Genomic DNA, 17,880 nt, shown 5'->3' on the forward strand with positions numbered 1-17,880 from the left:
TATGCAAGCTGTACCCCATTCATTGCTGAGCCACCCCAAATATCGCGCTGACATTGACGGGTTGCGTGCCCTGGCGGTGTTGTCCGTGGTCGTTTTCCATGCCTTTCCGACAAGGCTTGCGGGCGGCTTCATTGGCGTTGACATTTTTTTTGTGATCTCGGGTTTCCTGATTTCCACCATTGTCTTTGGCAACCTTCGGAACGACTCCTTCAGTTTTCTGGAGTTTTACCAGCGGCGCATTCGCCGGATATTTCCCGCGCTGGTGGTTGTTCTGCTGGCTTGCCTGGGCCTGGGCTGGTTCGGCCTGCTGGCGGGCGAATACCAGCAGGTCGGCAAGCACACGCTGGGCGGCATCGGTTTCATCTCGAACCTGATGCTGTGGAGCGAAGCCGGCTATGACTACTTCAACACCGCCAGCGAATCAAAGCCGCTGCTGCATCTGTGGAGCCTGGCGATTGAGGAGCAGTTCTACATCGTCTGGCCCTTGCTGCTGGTCGTGCTGTACAAACGCCGGTGGAACTTTGCCGGGGTGGCCTGCGGCATCGCCCTGGTGTCCTTCAGCTTTAACGTGCTGAGCTTTCCCGAGCATGCACAAGCCGCTTTCTATTCGCCGCTTTCGCGTTTTTGGGAGTTGATCATTGGCGGGTTGCTGGCCTATGCCCTGCTGTACAAGGCCGATTTGATGGCCCGGCACACCCACGTTCAATCCGCCCTGGGCATGGCCTTGGTGGTGGCCGGCCTGGTCTTCATCAACGACGAACGCATGTTTCCGGGCTGGTGGGCGCTGTTGCCCACAGCAGGCGCAGCCTTGCTGATCTCGGCAGGGCCGCAGGCATGGCTGAACCGAAAGGTGCTTTCGAACCCGATCGCCGTCTGGTTCGGCAAGATCAGCTATCCCTTGTACCTGTGGCACTGGCCTTTGCTGTCCCTGGCGATGCTATGGAACAACGAAGAAACACCCGCCGGGCCGGTTCGTCTTGGCCTGGTGCTGCTGGCCATTGCATTGGCATGGCTGACTTACAAATTCATCGAGTTGCCCATACGGGCTGGCAACTCTGGCTCGATCCCGCAACTCGTGGGTGCCTTTTGTCTGGTGGGGGTGCTGGCCACGCCGATCATTTTTCTGAATGGCGTTCCGGGCAGGAACATCAACAAGGACGAAACCCGGGTTTTCCTGGACCAGTATAAAAAATTTACCCGGCTGGGCCTTTCCGATTACTACCAGGAGCGGTGCGACTTTTCAGACTGGACCACCGGCAAGAACAAGGGTTCGATCGACGCTGCCTGCACCGCTACCAGTGGCGACCGCCCGGTCTATCTGTTGTGGGGAGACTCGCATGGCCAGGCCCTGTCGTTTGGAATTCGAAAAAACATCTCGCCTTCGGTGCAACTGGCCCAAGTGATCACCAGCGGGTGCAAGCCAAAACTGCATCCGGATTCAAAGAACGGGACTGACCGGCTGGCCTGCCAGGCCAGCAACGAATTTGCGATTGATTTCATCAAAAAGAACAAACCGGCACGCGTGTTTATCGTGCAAAGCGGTGACCACCAATTAACCGACTGGAAAGAAATGGCCAGATTGGTGGAAGCCAACCAGGGTGAGCTGGTGCTTGTCGGGCCGTTGCCGCAGTGGAGACCTTCTCTTCCCGTCATTGTCGCCAGAGACCTGAAAGTCAGGCGTGACTATATTGGCGAAGGCCTTGATCACAAGATACTGGAGATAGACAAAAAACTCCATGCAATGTATGCAGCAACCAAGGTCCGGTTTGTCTCTGTCATCGACAAGTTGTGCAGAGCCAGCGAATGCCTTGCAAAAGTGCCTTCCTACGACGGATTTGACTTGATTGCCCTCGACTATGGTCACCTGACGCCAGCGGGTTCTGATTTTGTTGTCAAAACGACTTTGCAGAATTTCTTGAACCCGACTGGCAGTACGAAGATGTTGAATGCAGATGTCATCATTTCAAGCAAGAAATGACTCTTCAATTGCTCCAAATTAATAATGGCAAGTCTTTTTTTTAAATAGGCGAGTCAATATTGAAAAAAAGTTGACAGGGGTCTTGTTGTATTCATGAGCAGGTTCGGGCGGGCGCAGATTTTTTAAAAACAATATTGCATGAAAAAAATATTTGGACCTGCACTGCAGGAAATTATTATTAATGCCGATGATTTCGGTCATGACCCGGACAGTGTCCTGGCCACCATTGAATGCTTCAGGGCCGGTGCGCTCACAAGCGCCACGATCATGCCAAAAATGCCAGCGACTGCGTTGGCGACGAAATTTGCGCGGGCAAATCCGCAACATGCATACGGCATTCATTTGACCTTCGTGCGCGATACGGTGGAGTCCCCCGTTGCTGACCCGGGCATGATTCCTGCCCTGCTTGACAAAGAGGGCGCATTTTTTCCTTCGTATCAGTTGCGTTTAATGGCTCTTTTGGGAAATATTCCAGTTGACCAGTTGTGCATAGAAATTTCTGCGCAGATAGAACGTCTGATTGACGCTGGCGTGCCGATCAGCCATGTGGATTCACACGGGCACTTGCACAAGTTCAAGCCTTTTGTTCAGGCCCTGTCGTCAACCCTTCCCAGGTATGGGCTGTCGAGGGTCCGAAATGTCCAGAACCAATACACCGCCATGCCCCTGAAGAGCCCTACCTACTGGATGGGCGCTTACTGGCGCAGAAGAATCATGCGTCATTTCGTGACCACGCCGCACTTCTTCATGGACACCAATTCCAACGATCCCCGGTGGATCGAGAAAATACTGGCGCGTCCCATCAACGGCGTACTTGAAGTGGGTTTCCACCCGGGAAGCCCGCTCCATGGGGATGCCTGGCGAAACAATGAACGGTTGGCTTGCCTGGCTTTCGCAGTGCAAGCACGTGAACGGCAGGTTTCCTTCATCAGCTGGAACGATATTTCCACACAGCCCCAACTTTTTCCGTCCAACGCCACCATTTGAATCGTTAAAAGCAACCGCAAAGTCCAGAGTCACGTTATCTGACGTGAGCTCTTAAAGTAGTCGCTATGCAAGTTGAGTCAGAACATGTCATCACCAGAGGAGTTTTTTAATGCCTGGAATATCCATCCTTGTGTATACCAAAAATGAGCAGCTTGATATTCTGGCTTGTCTGCAGAGTGTTGCATGGTCGGACGACATTCATGTTCTCGACTCGGGAAGCAACGACGCAACCGTGGCAATTGCCAGAAATTTTGGTGCCCATGTCATCGAACGCACTTATGGCGAAAACAAACTTGCCTTTGGTGGCGATGAAGCAGGACATCGAAACTGGGGTTTGAAAAACATCAGCTTCAAGCATGAATGGATTTATATCATTGATGCCGACGAACGAATGACGCCTGAACTCTTCAGTGCTGCCGAGTCTGCGATTGCATCACCCGGGCGGCATGTTGCGTTCCGCGTTCAACGGCATGATTTCTTTCTGGACACCTGGATCAAGCATGTGACGCCGTCGCCTTTTAACATCCGCCTTTTTTTGCATGGAAAAGTGCATTACGAGCGCCTGGTCAATTCGATAACGGTCGTCGATGGCCCGGTCGGTGAAATAGCCGCGCATTTCAATCATTATTCTTTCAGCAAGGGCATGAGCAATTGGTTCGACAAGCACAACCGATACAGCTCCCTGGAGGCCGCCCAGATTGTCTTCAATACAAACAGCAAGGCGAAATTTAGCTTGCGCAAAGCTTTTTTCTCCAAAGCCATCAATGAACGGCGATTTCACCAGAAAGAAATGTATTACCGGGCCCCTTTTCGACCTTTGTTGATGTTCGGACTTCTTTATTTTGTCAAGCGCGGATTCCTGGATGGCCGGGCAGGCTTGACCTATGCCTTGCTGCGTTCCATTTATGAATACATGATTGTTCTCAAGGTGCGTGAAATGAAAACGCTGGAGCCAGCCGTCAGCAATGAGTCGCATCAAACTGCCGTTTCCGGGTGAGTCGGTTGTCGTGAAGTTTGGCCATGCAATGCGCCCTGTGGATTGAACAACTTTTCTCTAACCGCGACGATGTCGCCAACGCCTGTGAAAATCCTTATTTATTGCATCAATTTCGCGCCTGAACTGACAGGTATTGGCAAGTACACGGGCGAGATGGCCGCATGGCTGGCCGCACGCGGGCATGAGGTACGGGTGGTGACCGCGCCGCCGTATTACCCGGACTGGCAGGTCGGCGCTGGCTATTCGCGCGCGTCCTGGAACCGCGAGGAGTGGCAAGGCGCGCAAGTCTGGCGATGCCCTTTGTGGGTTCCGGCGAAGCCCGGGGGAATCAAGCGGGTGCTGCACCTGGCCAGCTTTGCACTCAGCAGCCTGCCGGTGATGCTGCGGCAACTGCTGTGGCTGCCCGATGCCGTGTGGGTGGTCGAGCCGCCGCTCTTTTGCGCGCCTACCGCCTGGGTGGTGGCCCGGCTGTCAGGTGCACGCGCCTGGCTGCACATCTCTGACTACGAAGTCGATGCCGCATTCGACCTGGGCCTGCTCAAGGGCAAAAGGCTCAAGCGCGTGGTGCTTGCCGCCGAGCATTGGCTGATGCGCCGCTTTGACGTGGTTTCCACGGTGTCGCAGCGGATGCTGGAGCGTGCGCGGTCAAAAGGCGTCGATGCCCAACGACTGGTCATGTTCCCCAATTGGGTGGATGTGGGCTCGTTCATTTCTGCCAACGGACAGACTTACCGCGATGAACTGGGCATCCCGCCGGGTGCCGTGGTGGCGCTGTATTCGGGCAACATGGGGCGCAAGCAGGGCCTGGAAATCCTGGCCCAGGTGGCCCAATCGTGCGCAGAACAGCGCCATGGCAGCGACCGGCTGTGGTTTGTCTTTTGCGGCAATGGCGTGGGCAGGGCTGACTTGCTAGCCCAGTGCGAAGGCATTCCCAATGTGCGTTTTCTGGACTTGCAGCCTGCTGTGCGGCTGCCCGATCTGTTGGCGATGGCCGACATTCATCTCATGCCCCAGCGAGCGGGGGCGGCTGACCTGGTCATGCCCAGCAAACTGACCGGAATGCTTGCCAGTGCAAGACCCGTGGTGGCCACCGCACTTGCCGGCACCGAGCTTGCCAACGTGGTTCAGATGTGCGGCATTGTGGTGCCGCCTGAAGACCCGGCTGCCATGACCGGTGCAGTCCTTGCACTGGCAGCCAATGGACCGTGGCGTGAGTTGCTCGGCCAGACAGGAAGGAACCACGCAGTGCATCAGATTGACCGTGAATCCGTGTTGCAGCGGTTTGAGAAAAGCCTGACAGACATACCTGAGGGCGCTGTCGAGCAGCTGTAGCGCATGCCACTGCACTAAGTGCCATGCCAACCATGGTGTCCTTGTTGCGCAAACCCGGGCGGCCATGCCTGCTTGTTTCAAGTCCCACGGGTAACCGCCATTGCCGTGTCCGAGACAGTTGCTCGTTTTCATAAGTAAAAAGCGGGTATCCATGTATCCGGCTGCGCCAGAGTACAGCAGAACGCTTGGGCCACAACGCCGTATTCTGGCAATTGACATCAACAACACCTAACCAGCCCACTGACTGCATTTGATGGCTAAACTTGAAAAACTTGATGCATTAAGAGGCATGGCAGCGCTTTATGTTGTCATCCATCATTCAGTTTCCAGCAGCACCACGCTTTTTGGCCTGAACATCGCCTTGATGTTCAGGTTTGGCGAGGAAGCTGTGATTCTGTTCTTTCTGCTGTCCGGATTTGTCATCAATTTTTCATTTGCCAAAACCAAGGACAAAACGTTCCAGACGTATTTTTTCAAACGCGCCACGCGCATTTACATACCGTTGCTGATTGTCATGGTGCTGGGCTATTTCATGGAATGCTATGAAGCCGGTGAAGTCGTCAATGCACATCCAAGAGAATTGCTGCTGAACCTCTTGATGCTGCAGGACATCAGCAGCCTGAAACCTAACGTCGTCGTTGACCCTTACATGCACAACTCGCCACTATGGTCGTTGTCATATGAGTGGTGGTTCTACATGCTTTATTTTCAGGTCCAGAAACATATTTCGTCCAGCAACAGGAAAGACATGTTTGTATTTGGCCTGGCAATCGTTTCAGCACTGACGTATGTCTATTTCCCCGTGTTTCTGCCCAGGCTTCTCATGTATATGGGCATATGGTGGCTTGGCGTCATATTGTCAAACAAATATATGAAAAACGATGAAATAACCTTGCAGTCGCTGGCCATGCCACTGGCGGGAATTGTTGTGGTTTTCCTGATATGCGGGTTCGGCGTGTACCGCGCGTCACTCTCCGGGACGCTGCGCGGCATGGGTGTTCATCCCGTTCTGGAAATGAGAGATCATTTTTCTGCACTGGTGATCGTGGCTGTCGGGGTTTTCTGGAAATCAAAAGGCTGGATATTTTTTGACCGCATGGTAAGGCCTTTTCTGATTTTTGCACCAATATCTTATGTTGTTTATATAAGTCATTATTATTTTGTGGTGAGCGCGCATTATTTTTCATTCATGACAAATCAGGCACTTGAGTTCATGGCTTACGTCATGCTGATGCTGGCATTTTCATACATCGTCGAGATAATAATCTATCCAAAAATTCTGAAGGGATTTTCCGGTGTGCTCAGGGCACCTGTCCGGGTGACTTGAAGCACAGCCTGGAGAATCAATTGCAGCATCTCGCACCCGAGTGACATGAAATCAAACAAAACGCTGAAGGTCCGCTTTTCCGTGTTTGTATAAGCAATCGAAGGCATCATTATGTCGACAAAGCCCATTTCTTTTAAAACAGATCAACAATCCGCAATGGCCACTCCAGCCGGAAATCACCTTGCTGGAATGGCTGAAGGAATATATACCGGACTGGTTCTGGTGCTGTCGCTCTGCGCGCTTGCATTTCATTTTGAACATATGCTCCGCCCGGCCTACCTGGCGCTTTCGATCGCGGTCTTCATGCTGTCTGCCTGGAGTGCGATGAAATTCAAGCCATCGGTGATGGAAAACTCAATAAACATCGCGATTTTCTGGTGCTGCATCGCCATAATTTTCAGGCTGAGCGATTTTTCTGAATATTACAGCCGGTATTTTTCAAGAGAGGTTATGGTTACTTGGCTATGGGTTGCGCCGGGCTCCCAGATCGGCGCGCACCTTGTTCTTCGCGGCATATTTCCCGGACGATTAAAAATGCAGCCCGCATCTCGCAGGATGGTCATTGTCGGCATGAACAAACAGGGAATCGAACTTGCAAGAAAAGTCGAGTTTGCGCCCTATGCTGACATGCAATTCCTGGGATTTTTTGAAGATCGAAACATGGACCGCATCGGCAAGGAAAACCGACACCGGATGCTGGGAAAAATCGGGAGCCTGGCCGACTTTGTGAAAAAGCATCGCGTTCAGTCTGTTTACCTGTCATTGCCCATGACCGCACAGCCAAGAATCCTGGAAATTCTTGATGACCTCAAGGATACGACCTGCTCCATTTATTTCGTTCCCGATATGTTCATCACCGACCTGATTCAGGGTCGTAGCCAGTCGGTATGCGGCGTCGATGTCATCTCTGTCTGCGACACTCCGTTTCGTGGCTTCAGGGGTTTCCTGAAGCGCGCGAGCGACATCGTTCTTTCAATCGCCATATTGCTGGCCATTTGCCCGTTGCTTTTGGCAATCGCCGTGCTGGTGAAGGCCGGTTCGCCAGGTCCCGTCATATTCACGCAGCGGCGATATGGCCTGGATGGCGAACAGATCGTGATTTACAAGTTTCGCTCCATGGCGGTCACCGAAGATGGCAGGACGATTCGGCAGGCGACGAAGAATGATTCACGAATCACCCGGTTGGGTGCGTTTTTGCGCAGGACGTCGCTTGATGAACTGCCGCAATTCATCAATGTGTTGCAGGGCCGCATGAGCATCGTGGGGCCGCGACCGCATGCAGTCGCCCACAACGAGATGTACCGCACCTTGATCAAGGGTTACATGGTCAGGCACAAGGTGCGGCCCGGCATTACCGGCTGGGCACAGGTCAACGGTTTGCGCGGTGAAACCGACAAGCTGGAAAAAATGCAGGCCCGCGTCGATTTTGACCTGGACTATTTGCGTAAATGGTCGTTGCTGCTGGACATGGTGATTATTGTCAAAACCATCCGCCTGGTTTTTAAAGACAGCACGGCATATTGACAAAAACGGCCTTCGTACTGCGCTGAATGAAGCGCGCCAGTTGCCTTGTGCGTGACCCCCAAAACAGGGCATCTGCGTGAACCAAAACCCCAGCACCTCCTCCAGTTTCAGAACCGACATCAATGGCTTGCGCGCCTGGGCTGTTGCAGCGGTCATTTTTTACCACTTCCGCATTCCTGGTTTCAGCGGCGGCTTTGTCGGGGTCGATGTTTTTTTCGTGATTTCAGGTTTTCTGATGACCGGCATTGTGGTCGCCAGCCTGGAACGCGGACATTTCTCGCTGCTCGCCTTTTATCTGGCCAGGGCGCGGCGCATCATGCCGGCCCTGATGGCGCTGTGCGTGGTCCTGCTGGCACTGGGCTGGTGGGTGTTGCTGCCGGTCGACTATGCGGCGCTGGGCGTTCATGCGGTGTTCAGCCTGGTTTTTCTTTCCAACATCAGGTTCTGGCGCGAAGCGGGTTATTTTGACGCGGCATCGCATGAAAAATGGCTGCTGCACACCTGGTCGCTGGCGGTGGAGTGGCAGTTTTACCTGTTGCTGCCGCTGCTGCTGATGGCCGTGTGGAAGTGGCGCCCGGGTCGCCGTCCGCTTGGCATGGCGATGGCGGTGGTGCTGCTCATTTCACTTGCCTTGTCGGTGGTGACAACACCGCTGCGCCCTACGGCGGCTTTTTATCTGTTGCCCACGCGCGCCTGGGAAATGCTGGCCGGTGGGATGGCCTGCCTGCTGGCGAATCGCGGCATTCTTACGGCACGCCAGCGCAACGCACTCGAAGCGGCCGGGCTGGCGCTGGTGATCGGCGCCATGGCTGGCTTTGATACAGCCTCGCCCTGGCCGGGTTGGCATGCCTTGGTGCCAGTGCTGGGCACGGTGGCTGTACTGCTGGCCGCGCGTTCTGCTTCGCCCTGGACCGGACACGCTGCCGCTCAGTGGCTGGGCACGCGCTCCTATTCGCTTTACCTTTGGCACTGGCCGGTCATGGTGGCGCTGGGCTACCTCGAATGGCAGACAGAGGCCCCGGCCGTTGCCGCCGGTCTGGCCCTGACGCTGGTGCTTGGCGACCTGTCCTATCGCCTGGTCGAGCGGCCCGCCCAGATGCAATTGGGCCGTCTGCGCCAGGGATGGGGCGGGGCGGTCTTGCTCGGGATGGCGCTGGTCGTGATGACGCCAGTGCTGGGGATTCGGGCGAATGATGGCGTTGCCGGGCGGTTTTCTGCCGCCATTGACGTGATGTCGGCGGAATCAAAAAACATCAATCCGCGCCGGGACGAGTGCCACTCTGACAAGGGCGGCAACTCATCGCCTTCCTGCCTGCATGGCGGGCAGCATCTGAGCGCCATCGTGATCGGCGACAGCCATGCAGATGCGGTCACGACCGCGTTGGCGGCCGCGGTTGCGTCTGCGACCGATGGCATCATGCAATGGACTTACGGCGGCTGTCCGGCCTTGCCGGGCGTGTCGGCATCACCGGCATTCAAGGAAGCGCAAGCGACCGAAGGGTATGCGTGCGGGGAATTCATGGACTGGACAATGCGACAACTCGATGCAGTTCCCGGGAATGTCCCGGTCGTTGTCGTGCACCGGTTGAGCTTTTATGCCTTTGGCGAACCCGATCCCTCAAAAGTCGCCGTGCCGCTGGTTTTTTTCTCGCAGTTGCATGCGTTGGCCACGCCGGAATTTTTGCGCGAATTTACAGCCAAGGTCACCGACATGGCCTGCCTGATGGCAAAAGACCGAACCGTCTACCTTGTCCGGCCCATCCCGGAAATGCCTGTTGACGTGCCAAAGTCCATGTCCCGGGCCTTGCTGTTCGGACAGGACAAGGACATTTCCATTTCCCTGGCGGCGTATCACCAGCGCCATGCGTTTGCCTGGGCTGCGCAAGATGCCGCACGCGACCGCTGCGGCGTGAGAATCCTCGACCCCTTGCCTTACCTGTGTCCGCAGGGCCGCTGCCAGGGCGCCAGGGACGGCCGGCCGCTCTACCACGACGATGACCATTTGAGCGAATACGGCAACAAGTTGCTTGTGCCGATGTTTGCCGAGGTTTTTCAATCCCCTGGCGGTGGCATGCCCGACCCGCACCATTCCCGCATGAAAAACCAGCCCGGCTTTTTCCGGTGAATTAAAACCTTGAAACCTTTGTCGTGCCGCAAACGCGCTACCCGGCGTGCCATCGGCTCTGGTTCCGCATCGGTCCACGGCGCAGCAGCCATGACTTCGCAACTGCCCGGGTGATCAGGTCGCACCCGGTCCCGGGTTTGAATTGCTCCTTGTGGTCTTTGGGGTTGGGATGGGGGCTTTGGCAGCATTGACGAAGGCTTCAAATTCATGGAGCCCGCGCTGCGGTCCAGGGCGACGTCAGCGGCCGAGAATGAATGGCCTGCGCTGGCCCCCACCATGCCAGCATTCCCCAGCGGGGGAAGGTGTCAAACGGTGAATCACCGTCTTGCGGCCTGTGAACGACCTGCGTAGTCACGCTGATTTCAGCGAAATATGGCTTCTGCGCACTCTCTGCATGCGCTAATTGCTATTTATTTAATAGCAGAGAAGTCATCGCCAACGGACCCGGTTCAGCTTCTGGTTGACGACTTCATGGAGGCCTGCGCCGGACTCTCGCTGCCATTCACAGGGTCAAGGGGCCAGCGTGGGCGTCTTGGCATCGAGAGCGGTCAGGCCGGCCAGCAAGTCGGCAAAACGCTCGCCCTGCACTATCACATGGCTGCGAATCGACTGGACCGCCAATTCAGTCTCCTCATTTCGCAAGGCATCCAAAATTTCCTGGTGTTCCTCAAACGAGTGCCGCAAGCGGTTGCGTACCCGGAGTTGCAACCGTCGGTAAGGGCGGAGTTTGCGTTGCAATGCATGCGCCTGATCGCTCAAAAAGGTGTTGTGGCCCGCGGCATAAATTGCACGATGGAAGTGCTCGTTGGCATAGAAATAGGCATCCGAGTCGCAACTGGCCGCTGCAGCCCTGCAGTTTTCATGGGCTTGTTCAAGTTGCTGCAATTCAAGCGGGGTGATGCGGCGCACGGCAAGACGCACGCACATGGCTTCCAGTTCCGCCATCACCTCGAACATTTCAATCAGGCGCTGGGGGGCGATCTGAGCGACCACAGCACCCCGCCGCGGCCTGAGTTCAACCAGCCCTTCACCCGCCAGAATGCTGAGCGCCTCGCGCACAGGGGTGCGCGACACTCCAAACCGTTTGGCGAGTTCGATTTCGTCCAGATGGGTGCCGGGCGTGAGTTTTCCGACGGCGACTTCCTCTTCGATGGCTTCCCGGAGGGTTTCAGATAAGCGGTTCATGGCATTAATTTTAAGCCCGACTGCATACAGGATTTGTTCTGTTTCTGCATGTCAGGGTATTTACCTAATGCAAAATGGCATTCAAATAATACAATTTCTGAGTAATAAAAAACAAAAACTTCCATTCTTCATCACGACGAACCCAAGCGCTGCGTCAACGGATATAAATATGACACTCACGAGACGCACCCTTGGTTCAAGCAGGCAAAGCCAGGCCGTGATGCTGATTTGCATCTTTCCTGGCATCGCCACCGCGCTGCCTGAGGCCGTGATGGGTGGGGTGGCGGCCAAGTCATGACGGCCATGGCCGAGCCACGCGTCTGGAATCTCCGGGCCACCAACCGCAACGACCGGCTGGCGCGGGTGGCCCGCGTCCTGGGGTCGGCGTTGCGCGGCAAATACCTGCCCAGCGACCAAACCGTCACCCTGCTGAACACAGTGCTCGAACCGTTTGACCGCGTCTGCCTGGAGGGCAACAACCAGAAGCAGGCTGATTTCTTGGCGCGCGCACTGGTGCAGGTGGACGTGCAGCGGGTCCACGACCTGCACATGGTCCAGTCGGTGCTGTCACTGCCCGAGCACCTGGACATTTTTGAGAATGGTGTCGCTTCCCGGCTCGACTTTTCCTTCTCCGGCCCGCAGGGCGCGCGCCTGGCGCAGCTGGTGTCCAAAAACCGCCTGCAGATCGGCGCCATCCACACCTATCTGGAGCTGTTTGCACGCTATTTCGTTGACCTGACACCCAAGGTGTCGCTGATCGCCGCCCATTCGGCCGATGCCCAGGGCAACCTGTACACCGGGCCCAACACCGAAGACACGCCAGCGATCGTCGAGGCCACGGCCTTCAGCGGCGGTATTGTGGTTGCGCAGGTCAATGAAATCGTCGATTTTCTGCCGCGCGTGGATGTACCCGCCGGCTGGGTGGACTATGTCATCCAGGCCCCCACGTCCAACGTGATCGAACCCCTGTTCACCCGCGACCCGGCGCAGATCTCGGAAATTCAGGTGCTGATGGCCATGATGGCCATCAAGGGCATCTATGCGGAATACGGTGTGCAGCGCCTCAACCACGGCATAGGCTTTGACACCGCAGCGATCGAGCTGCTGCTGCCGACCTATGGCGAATCGCTCGGGCTGAAGGGCAAGATCTGCCAGCACTGGGCGCTCAATCCGCACCCGGCCCTGATACCGGCCATTGAAGCGGGCTGGGTGCAGTCCATCCACTCTTTTGGCTCCGAGCTTGGCATGGAGGACTACATCCGGGCGCGCTCCGACGTTTTCTTCACCGGTGCCGACGGCTCGCTGCGCAGCAACCGGGCGCTGTGCCAGGCGGCCGGCCACTATGCGTGCGACCTGTTCATCGGCTCGACGCTGCAGATTGACCTGGCGGGCAACAGTTCGACGGCCACCCTTGGCCGAATCGCCGGTTTTGGTGGCGCGCCCAACATGGGCGCCGACGCGCGCGGACGGCGCCACACCAGCCCGGCCTGGCTCAAGGCCGGCCGTGAGGCCCGCGACGGCCTGAGCGGCGCGCGCGGCACCCCGCGCGGGCAAAAGCTCGTGGTGCAGATGGTGGAAACCTTTCGCGAGCACATGCAGCCCGCGTTTGTTGAAACGCTGGACGCTTGGCAACTCGCAGCGCAATCGAACATGGATTTGCCGCCGATCATGATTTACGGTGACGATGTGACCCACATCCTGACGGAAGAAGGCATTGCCAACCTGTTGCTGTGCCGCAATGACGAGGAGCGAGAGCAGGCCATACGCGGCGTGGCGGGCTACACCCCGGTCGGCCTGCAAAGAGACCGGCGCATGGTGGAAAACCTGCGCGCACGCGGCATCATCCGCCGGCCGGCGGACCTGGGCATCGACGTTCGCGATGCCACGCGCAACCAGCTGGCCGCGCGCTCCATGCGGGACCTCGTGCGGGCCAGTGGCGGTCTGTACCAGCCCCCCAAGAAATTCCGTAACTGGTGAGGTGTCGCAATGACTGCAATGGAATCGCTAAGCTATGAATACCCGGGCACACAGTCCGTGGCGCCTTTCGCGCCGGTCCTCGTGGGCGTCGTCGGGTCGGGCAACCTTGAGGTGCTGCTGGAAGCCGCCGCCTCGGACCGCAGCACTTTTCACGTGGAAACATCCGCACGCGGCTTCGGTGTGATCTGGGAGGCGGTGCTGCGGGACTTTCACGAACGCCATGGGTTTGCAGGCCTCAATGTGTCCATCAACGACATGGGGGCCACCCCGGCCGTCGTCAGCCTTCGGCTCGACCAGGCGGCGGCCGGCCTGAAAGGATGGGCGCCATGAGCACCAGCTTCGCCGAGTGTTCCGCCCGCCAGCGCGTCGGCCTGATGCTCGATGCAGGCAGCTTTCAGGAGTGGCTGCCCCCTTCTGCACGGGTCATGAGCCCGCACCTGGCGCAGTTGGGCGTGCCTTCGGCCTTCGACGACGGTGTGGTGATTGGCCAGGGGTTGCTGCAGGGGCAGCGCGTGTTCATGGCCGCCCAGGAGGGCGAGTTCATGGGCGGCGGTGTCGGCGAGGTGCACGGCGCCAAACTCGTGGGTCTGCTGCAGCGCGCCCTGCGCGACCAGCCTGCTGCCGTGCTGCTGCTTGCGGAATCGGGCGGCGTGCGGCTGCACGAGGCCAATGCCGGTCTGATTGCTGTGTCTGAGGTGATGCGCGCCTTGCTCGATGTTCGTCACGCCGGCATCCCCGTCATCGTGCTGATCGGGGGCGCCAACGGATGCTTCGGCGGCATGGGCATCGTGGCCCGGTGCGCTGACCACATCGTGATGAGCGATGCCGCGCGGCTGGCAATGTCCGGACCCGAAGTGATCGAGGCGTCCAGCGGGGTCGAGGAATTCGACGCGCGCGACCGCGCCTTGGTCTGGCGTACAACCGGCGGCAAGCACCGCTACCTGACGGGCGACTGCGATGTGCTGGTTGATGACGACGTGCAGGCGTTTCGCGCCGCCGCCATCGACGCGCTGGCGCAGTCCCGCGCCATCACGCTCGACAGCCTGGAGCGTGAGCACCGGCTGCTGGTCCGGCGTTTCCACGAAGCGCCCGAAGGCGCTGACGCGGCGGCGTTGTGGTCGCAGCTGGGGGTGGTCGATGCGCTTCAGGTGCCCGACCTGGACGCGCCGGCGATACGCGGCTTGCGCGGCGCATTGGCCGCATCACTGGCAAATTAAGGAGCCCCCATGCAATGGACGCTACTGGCCGAGAAGCTTTTCGGGCTTGACCATGGAATCAGCGTGCAGGACGATTTCCTGTCGGGGACGGTTCAATTCGAGGGCGCTGCGCTGACGGTGATCGGAACGACCAACCATGCGCCCATTGGCGTGGAAATGGCGCTGAAGCAGGCGCGCCGGGTGCTCGATACGCTGGCGCAACACCCGGGCCGGGCCATCTTGCTGCTGATCGACACGCAAGGCCAGTTGCTGCGCCGGCGCGACGAGCTGCTGGGCATCAACCGGGCCATGGCGCACCTGGGGTGCTGCATCGATCTGGCCAGGCGGCGCGGGCACCGGGTGATTGGCCTGGTGTATGACCAGGCCCTCTCGGGCGGCTTCATCACCTCGGGCCTGATCGCCGACGCCTGTTATGCGCTGCCAGAGGCTGAAATCCGTGTCATGCGCATTCCTGCGATGGCGCGCGTGACCAAGATTGCCGAAGAGCGCCTGGCTGAACTTTCGCAAACCAACCCGGTATTCGCTCCGGGGGTTCAGAACTATGTGGCGATGGGCGGCGTGCAGGCGGTGTGGAAACACGATCTGCAAGCCGGCCTGCGCAGCGCGCTGCGGGACGCGCCGACAACCGACCAGCGCTCCCGTGACGGCCGGTCACGCGGCGGCAGGGCGCTTGCCTACGCCGTGGCGCAGCAGGTTCTGGCGGCCTGAGGCGCTGGCGATGCTGGTGTTGCAGCGCCATCAGCTGGTTGGCCTGAGCCAGGCCGGTTGGGACGCCATTCAGGCCAGGCCCTGGGATGACACGGCCCGCGCGTGTCTGGCGCACTGGGCTGCCAGGCGCTTGCCGCTCGTCGTCACCCAGCAGCGCGCCGGCCTGCAGGGCGGCGTCATGGCGCTGGGGCTTGCCGCACCCACCCAGTGGCAGCGACGCAAGTTTGCACTGCAGGTGCCGCGCGGGCATCTGCGCCATCACCACGATTGCCGCGAATTTCCTGCCGCCATCGACGTGGCCGGGCTGTTGCTGCCGGCGGTCCGTCCTGGCTGGCTTGGCTTGTGCGAAAAGCTGGCGTCTCTGGGCAGTGCCGCCCGCGTCTACGGCAGTCACGGCTGGCAGCAACTCACCGGGCTGGACTATCTGCACCCGGCATCGGACATCGACCTGCGCCTTGCGGTCAGCACCCCGGCGATGGCCGATGCCATCGCGGCGGCGCTTGATGGTGCCGTTTTCGGCGGGCCGCGCCTGGACGGTGAACTGGTGCTTCCCGACGGCGCTGCCGTGGCCTGGCGGGAGTGGCTTCAATGGCGCGCGCGCAAGGTCGATGGCATCCTCGTCAAACGCCTGGGCGGCCCCGCGCTGGAACGCGGCGATGGCTGGCTGGCGTTGAAAAAGTGTCCGTCATGCTGAACCGTCAACCCCGCCTGTCGCCCCTTGTGCCCCTGTCGGCGCAGGTCACGCCAGCATCCGGCCTTTACGCCCAGCGCCTGGGCCGCGCCGCCATCGCGGCCTTGTATGACGAACTCGCGCTCGAACCCAAGCCCGGCCTGGTGTCGTTTGCCGATACCGGCAGCCACAGCGATATGGATGCCCACACCTTCATGCGCAGCCTGTTCTCGCTGCGCCACTATTTTCCGCAGATCGCCCGACACGGCAGCGTGCGGGCACCGTTTGAACAGCTCGAAGCGCTGGGCATTGCCGCCGAAAGCCGCATGCTCAAAGCCACGGGGGGCATCAATACCCACCGCGGTGCGGTGTTTACGCTCGGCTTGTTGTGCGCCGCCGCAGGTGCTTTGGGGTCAAAGGGCGAACGGCCGTCAGCCGCACAGCTTCAGCGCATGCTCATGCTGACATGGGGCGACGCCTTGCAATTGCGCTGCCATCGCAGCACGGCATCCAACGGACACCGCGCAGCCCAAGCGCACCGGCTGCGCAGTGCGGGTGAAGAGGCTGCGCTGGGTTTTCCGACCTTGTTTGAGTGTGCCGTTCCTGCGCTGACGCAGGCGCGCTGCCTGGGGCTGGATGACGGGCACAGCCGTTTGCACACCTTTTTTCACATCATGGCGCGGCTTGACGATACCAACCTGGTGCACCGTGGCGGCCTGCCCGGGCTGCGCTTTGCGCAGCAGCAGGCCCGTGCGTTTGTGCAGGCGGGCGGTGCGGCGCGGCCTGATGCACGGGTGCATGCACTGGCCATTCATCGCGCCTTCGTGGCCCGGCGCCTGTCGCCGGGCGGCGCTGCCGATGTGCTGGCAGCGGCCGGGCTGGTCGAGCGCGTGTGCCTGCCGGCATGACCCTGGCCCTGCTGTTTCCCGGCCAAGGCATTCAGCATCCCGACATGCTGCCCTGGCTTGACCGCCATCCGCTGGCGGCGCCCGTGCTCGCCCGCATGGCGGACCATGTGGGCCACGACTGGCGCGCTCGACTGGGCGACGAAGACTGGCTCAGCCGCAATTCGGTGGCGCAATGCCTGGTCACCGGCGTGAGTCTGGCTGCGTGGTCCATCCTTTGCCCCCTGCTGCCGCGGCCGGCCGTACTGGCTGGCTACAGCGTCGGTGAACTAGCGGCCTATAGCGCGGCAGGCGTGATGGATGCTGGCAAGGCACTGGATCTGGCCGCCTGCCGGGCCGGCGCAATGGACCGCTGCGCGGCGGGCCGCCCGGCCGGGTTGATGGCGGTCAGCGGCTTGAATGCCGGCGTGATTGACTCGATGTGCGAGTGCTTCGGGCTGGCGATGGCCATTCGTATCGGCCCGGATCGGTGCGTGCTGGGAGGGCTGAGCGCGTCGCTGGACGCCGCCCTGCCTGCGCTGGCTGCCCACGGCGCCGAGGTCACACGCTTGCGCGTTCGCATCGCATCGCACACGCCGTGGATGACCGCCGCCGCTGCCGAGATTGCGGCGCGTATCGCGCCGATGGATTGGAACAACAGCCAATCCATCGTTGCCAACAACGTTGACGGCACAGGTCGCCGAGACGCCGCCGGGCTCAAGGCGGCGCTGGCCAGCCAGATGGCCAGCACCGTTCAATGGGACCGCTGCATGGATACCCTGGCCGAACGACAGCCGCGCTGCGTGCTGGAAGTCGGCCCCGGCAGCAGCCTGTCGCGCATGTGGCAAGCCCGCTACCCGGGTATTCCGGCTCGCGCAGTCGATGCGTTTCAAAGTGCGCAAGGCGCGGCAAGCTGGGTCAGGCGATATTTGACGTAAAAATAGCCGCTGGCGCACGGTGGACGTGCGC

General features: G+C 59.2%; 16 protein-coding genes. 15 read left to right on the plus strand and 1 reads right to left on the minus strand.

The window, feature by feature from the left end:
- The first annotated feature begins 1 nt into the window (after position 1).
- The 7 genes from IWX85_RS06975 to IWX85_RS20905 all read left to right on the plus strand — a co-directional run bounded on the left by IWX85_RS06975 (position 2) and on the right by IWX85_RS20905 (position 10,270).
- Positions 2 to 1,978: an acyltransferase family protein gene (locus IWX85_RS06975; RefSeq protein ID WP_081932496.1), complete on the plus strand. Its 1,977-nt coding sequence runs from the start codon at positions 2 to 4 to the stop codon at positions 1,976 to 1,978.
- Positions 1,979 to 2,116: 138 nt separating this feature from the next.
- The gene (locus tag IWX85_RS06980; protein ID WP_196869251.1) at positions 2,117 to 2,965 is read left to right on the plus strand and encodes a carbohydrate deacetylase; all 849 of its coding nucleotides are present in this window, start codon (positions 2,117 to 2,119) and stop codon (positions 2,963 to 2,965) included.
- A gap of 109 nt (positions 2,966 to 3,074) precedes the next feature.
- Complete coding sequence (locus tag IWX85_RS06985) at positions 3,075 to 3,962, plus strand: glycosyltransferase family 2 protein (RefSeq protein ID WP_196869252.1); 888 nt, start codon at positions 3,075 to 3,077, stop codon at positions 3,960 to 3,962.
- Positions 3,963 to 4,046: 84 nt separating this feature from the next.
- Positions 4,047 to 5,294 carry a glycosyltransferase WbuB gene (locus IWX85_RS06990; protein WP_196869253.1) on the plus strand — a complete coding sequence of 416 codons (1,248 nt, stop codon included), beginning with the start codon at positions 4,047 to 4,049 and terminating at the stop codon, positions 5,292 to 5,294.
- A gap of 253 nt (positions 5,295 to 5,547) precedes the next feature.
- Positions 5,548 to 6,621 carry an acyltransferase gene (locus IWX85_RS06995; RefSeq protein WP_196869254.1) on the plus strand — a complete coding sequence of 358 codons (1,074 nt, stop codon included), beginning with the start codon at positions 5,548 to 5,550 and terminating at the stop codon, positions 6,619 to 6,621.
- A gap of 156 nt (positions 6,622 to 6,777) precedes the next feature.
- Positions 6,778 to 8,145: an undecaprenyl-phosphate glucose phosphotransferase gene (locus IWX85_RS07000; protein ID WP_231379598.1), complete on the plus strand. Its 1,368-nt coding sequence runs from the start codon at positions 6,778 to 6,780 to the stop codon at positions 8,143 to 8,145.
- Positions 8,146 to 8,221: 76 nt separating this feature from the next.
- A complete protein-coding gene (locus tag IWX85_RS20905) occupies positions 8,222 to 10,270 on the plus strand; it encodes an acyltransferase family protein (RefSeq protein ID WP_196869255.1) in 2,049 nt (682 codons plus the stop codon).
- A 510-nt stretch (positions 10,271 to 10,780) separates the two neighbouring features.
- On the opposite strand, the gene IWX85_RS07010 is transcribed toward IWX85_RS20905, so the two are convergent.
- On the minus strand, positions 10,781 to 11,455 hold the full coding sequence (locus IWX85_RS07010; RefSeq protein ID WP_196869256.1) for a GntR family transcriptional regulator: 675 nt from the start codon (positions 11,453 to 11,455) through the stop codon (positions 10,781 to 10,783).
- On the opposite strand from IWX85_RS07010, the gene IWX85_RS07015 reads away from it, so the two are divergent.
- From IWX85_RS07015 to IWX85_RS07050, 8 genes are read left to right on the plus strand one after another with little or no spacing between them, the layout of a single operon-like run.
- On the plus strand, positions 11,454 to 11,753 hold the full coding sequence (locus IWX85_RS07015; RefSeq protein ID WP_196869257.1) for a hypothetical protein: 300 nt from the start codon (positions 11,454 to 11,456) through the stop codon (positions 11,751 to 11,753). The two genes, IWX85_RS07010 and IWX85_RS07015, sit on opposite strands and share 2 nt — an antisense overlap.
- 5 nt (positions 11,754 to 11,758) lie before the next feature.
- The gene (gene mdcA / locus IWX85_RS07020; RefSeq protein WP_196869303.1) at positions 11,759 to 13,432 is read left to right on the plus strand and encodes a malonate decarboxylase subunit alpha; all 1,674 of its coding nucleotides are present in this window, start codon (positions 11,759 to 11,761) and stop codon (positions 13,430 to 13,432) included.
- A 9-nt stretch (positions 13,433 to 13,441) separates the two neighbouring features.
- Positions 13,442 to 13,762, plus strand: coding sequence for a malonate decarboxylase acyl carrier protein (gene mdcC, locus IWX85_RS07025; RefSeq protein WP_196869258.1), 321 nt, complete (start codon positions 13,442 to 13,444; stop codon positions 13,760 to 13,762).
- Positions 13,759 to 14,649 (plus strand): biotin-independent malonate decarboxylase subunit beta, encoded by an 891-nt coding sequence (locus tag IWX85_RS07030; protein WP_196869259.1) that lies wholly within the window; start codon positions 13,759 to 13,761, stop codon positions 14,647 to 14,649. Before mdcC ends, IWX85_RS07030 begins: the two co-directional genes overlap by 4 nt.
- Positions 14,650 to 14,658: 9 nt before the next feature.
- Complete coding sequence (locus IWX85_RS07035) at positions 14,659 to 15,357, plus strand: biotin-independent malonate decarboxylase subunit gamma (RefSeq protein ID WP_196869260.1); 699 nt, start codon at positions 14,659 to 14,661, stop codon at positions 15,355 to 15,357.
- Positions 15,290 to 16,051 (plus strand): malonate decarboxylase holo-[acyl-carrier-protein] synthase, encoded by a 762-nt coding sequence (gene mdcG / locus IWX85_RS07040; RefSeq protein WP_370584237.1) that lies wholly within the window; start codon positions 15,290 to 15,292, stop codon positions 16,049 to 16,051. The genes IWX85_RS07035 and mdcG overlap by 68 nt, the downstream gene beginning before the upstream one ends.
- Positions 16,045 to 16,935, plus strand: coding sequence for a triphosphoribosyl-dephospho-CoA synthase MdcB (gene mdcB / locus IWX85_RS07045; protein ID WP_196869261.1), 891 nt, complete (start codon positions 16,045 to 16,047; stop codon positions 16,933 to 16,935). The genes mdcG and mdcB overlap by 7 nt, the downstream gene beginning before the upstream one ends.
- Positions 16,932 to 17,849, plus strand: a complete 918-nt coding sequence (locus tag IWX85_RS07050) for an acyltransferase domain-containing protein (RefSeq protein ID WP_036812737.1) — start codon at positions 16,932 to 16,934, stop codon at positions 17,847 to 17,849. Before mdcB ends, IWX85_RS07050 begins: the two co-directional genes overlap by 4 nt.
- The last annotated feature ends 31 nt before the right edge of the window (positions 17,850 to 17,880 follow it).

It is taken from the genome of Polaromonas sp. CG_9.11 (genome assembly GCF_015752225.1).
In the GTDB taxonomy this organism is placed as follows: Bacteria; Pseudomonadota; Gammaproteobacteria; order Burkholderiales; family Burkholderiaceae_C; genus Polaromonas.

Excerpts from the sequence above, each read along its gene's own strand:
- IWX85_RS06975 (WP_081932496.1), top strand. The coding sequence starts at position 2 with ATGCAAGCTGTACCCCATTCATTGCTGAGCCACCCCAAATATCGCGCT.
- IWX85_RS06980 (WP_196869251.1), top strand. The coding sequence starts at position 2,117 with ATGAAAAAAATATTTGGACCTGCACTGCAGGAAATTATTATTAATGCC.
- IWX85_RS06985 (WP_196869252.1), top strand. The coding sequence starts at position 3,075 with ATGCCTGGAATATCCATCCTTGTGTATACCAAAAATGAGCAGCTTGAT.
- IWX85_RS06995 (WP_196869254.1), top strand. The coding sequence starts at position 5,548 with ATGGCTAAACTTGAAAAACTTGATGCATTAAGAGGCATGGCAGCGCTT.
- IWX85_RS07000 (WP_231379598.1), top strand. The coding sequence starts at position 6,778 with ATGGCCACTCCAGCCGGAAATCACCTTGCTGGAATGGCTGAAGGAATA.
- IWX85_RS07015 (WP_196869257.1), top strand. The coding sequence starts at position 11,454 with ATGGCATTAATTTTAAGCCCGACTGCATACAGGATTTGTTCTGTTTCT.
- IWX85_RS07010 (WP_196869256.1), bottom strand. The coding sequence starts at position 11,455 with ATGAACCGCTTATCTGAAACCCTCCGGGAAGCCATCGAAGAGGAAGTC.
- mdcA (WP_196869303.1), top strand. The coding sequence starts at position 11,759 with ATGGCCGAGCCACGCGTCTGGAATCTCCGGGCCACCAACCGCAACGAC.
- mdcC (WP_196869258.1), top strand. The coding sequence starts at position 13,442 with ATGACTGCAATGGAATCGCTAAGCTATGAATACCCGGGCACACAGTCC.
- IWX85_RS07030 (WP_196869259.1), top strand. The coding sequence starts at position 13,759 with ATGAGCACCAGCTTCGCCGAGTGTTCCGCCCGCCAGCGCGTCGGCCTG.
- IWX85_RS07035 (WP_196869260.1), top strand. The coding sequence starts at position 14,659 with ATGCAATGGACGCTACTGGCCGAGAAGCTTTTCGGGCTTGACCATGGA.
- mdcB (WP_196869261.1), top strand. The coding sequence starts at position 16,045 with ATGCTGAACCGTCAACCCCGCCTGTCGCCCCTTGTGCCCCTGTCGGCG.
- IWX85_RS07050 (WP_036812737.1), top strand. The coding sequence starts at position 16,932 with ATGACCCTGGCCCTGCTGTTTCCCGGCCAAGGCATTCAGCATCCCGAC.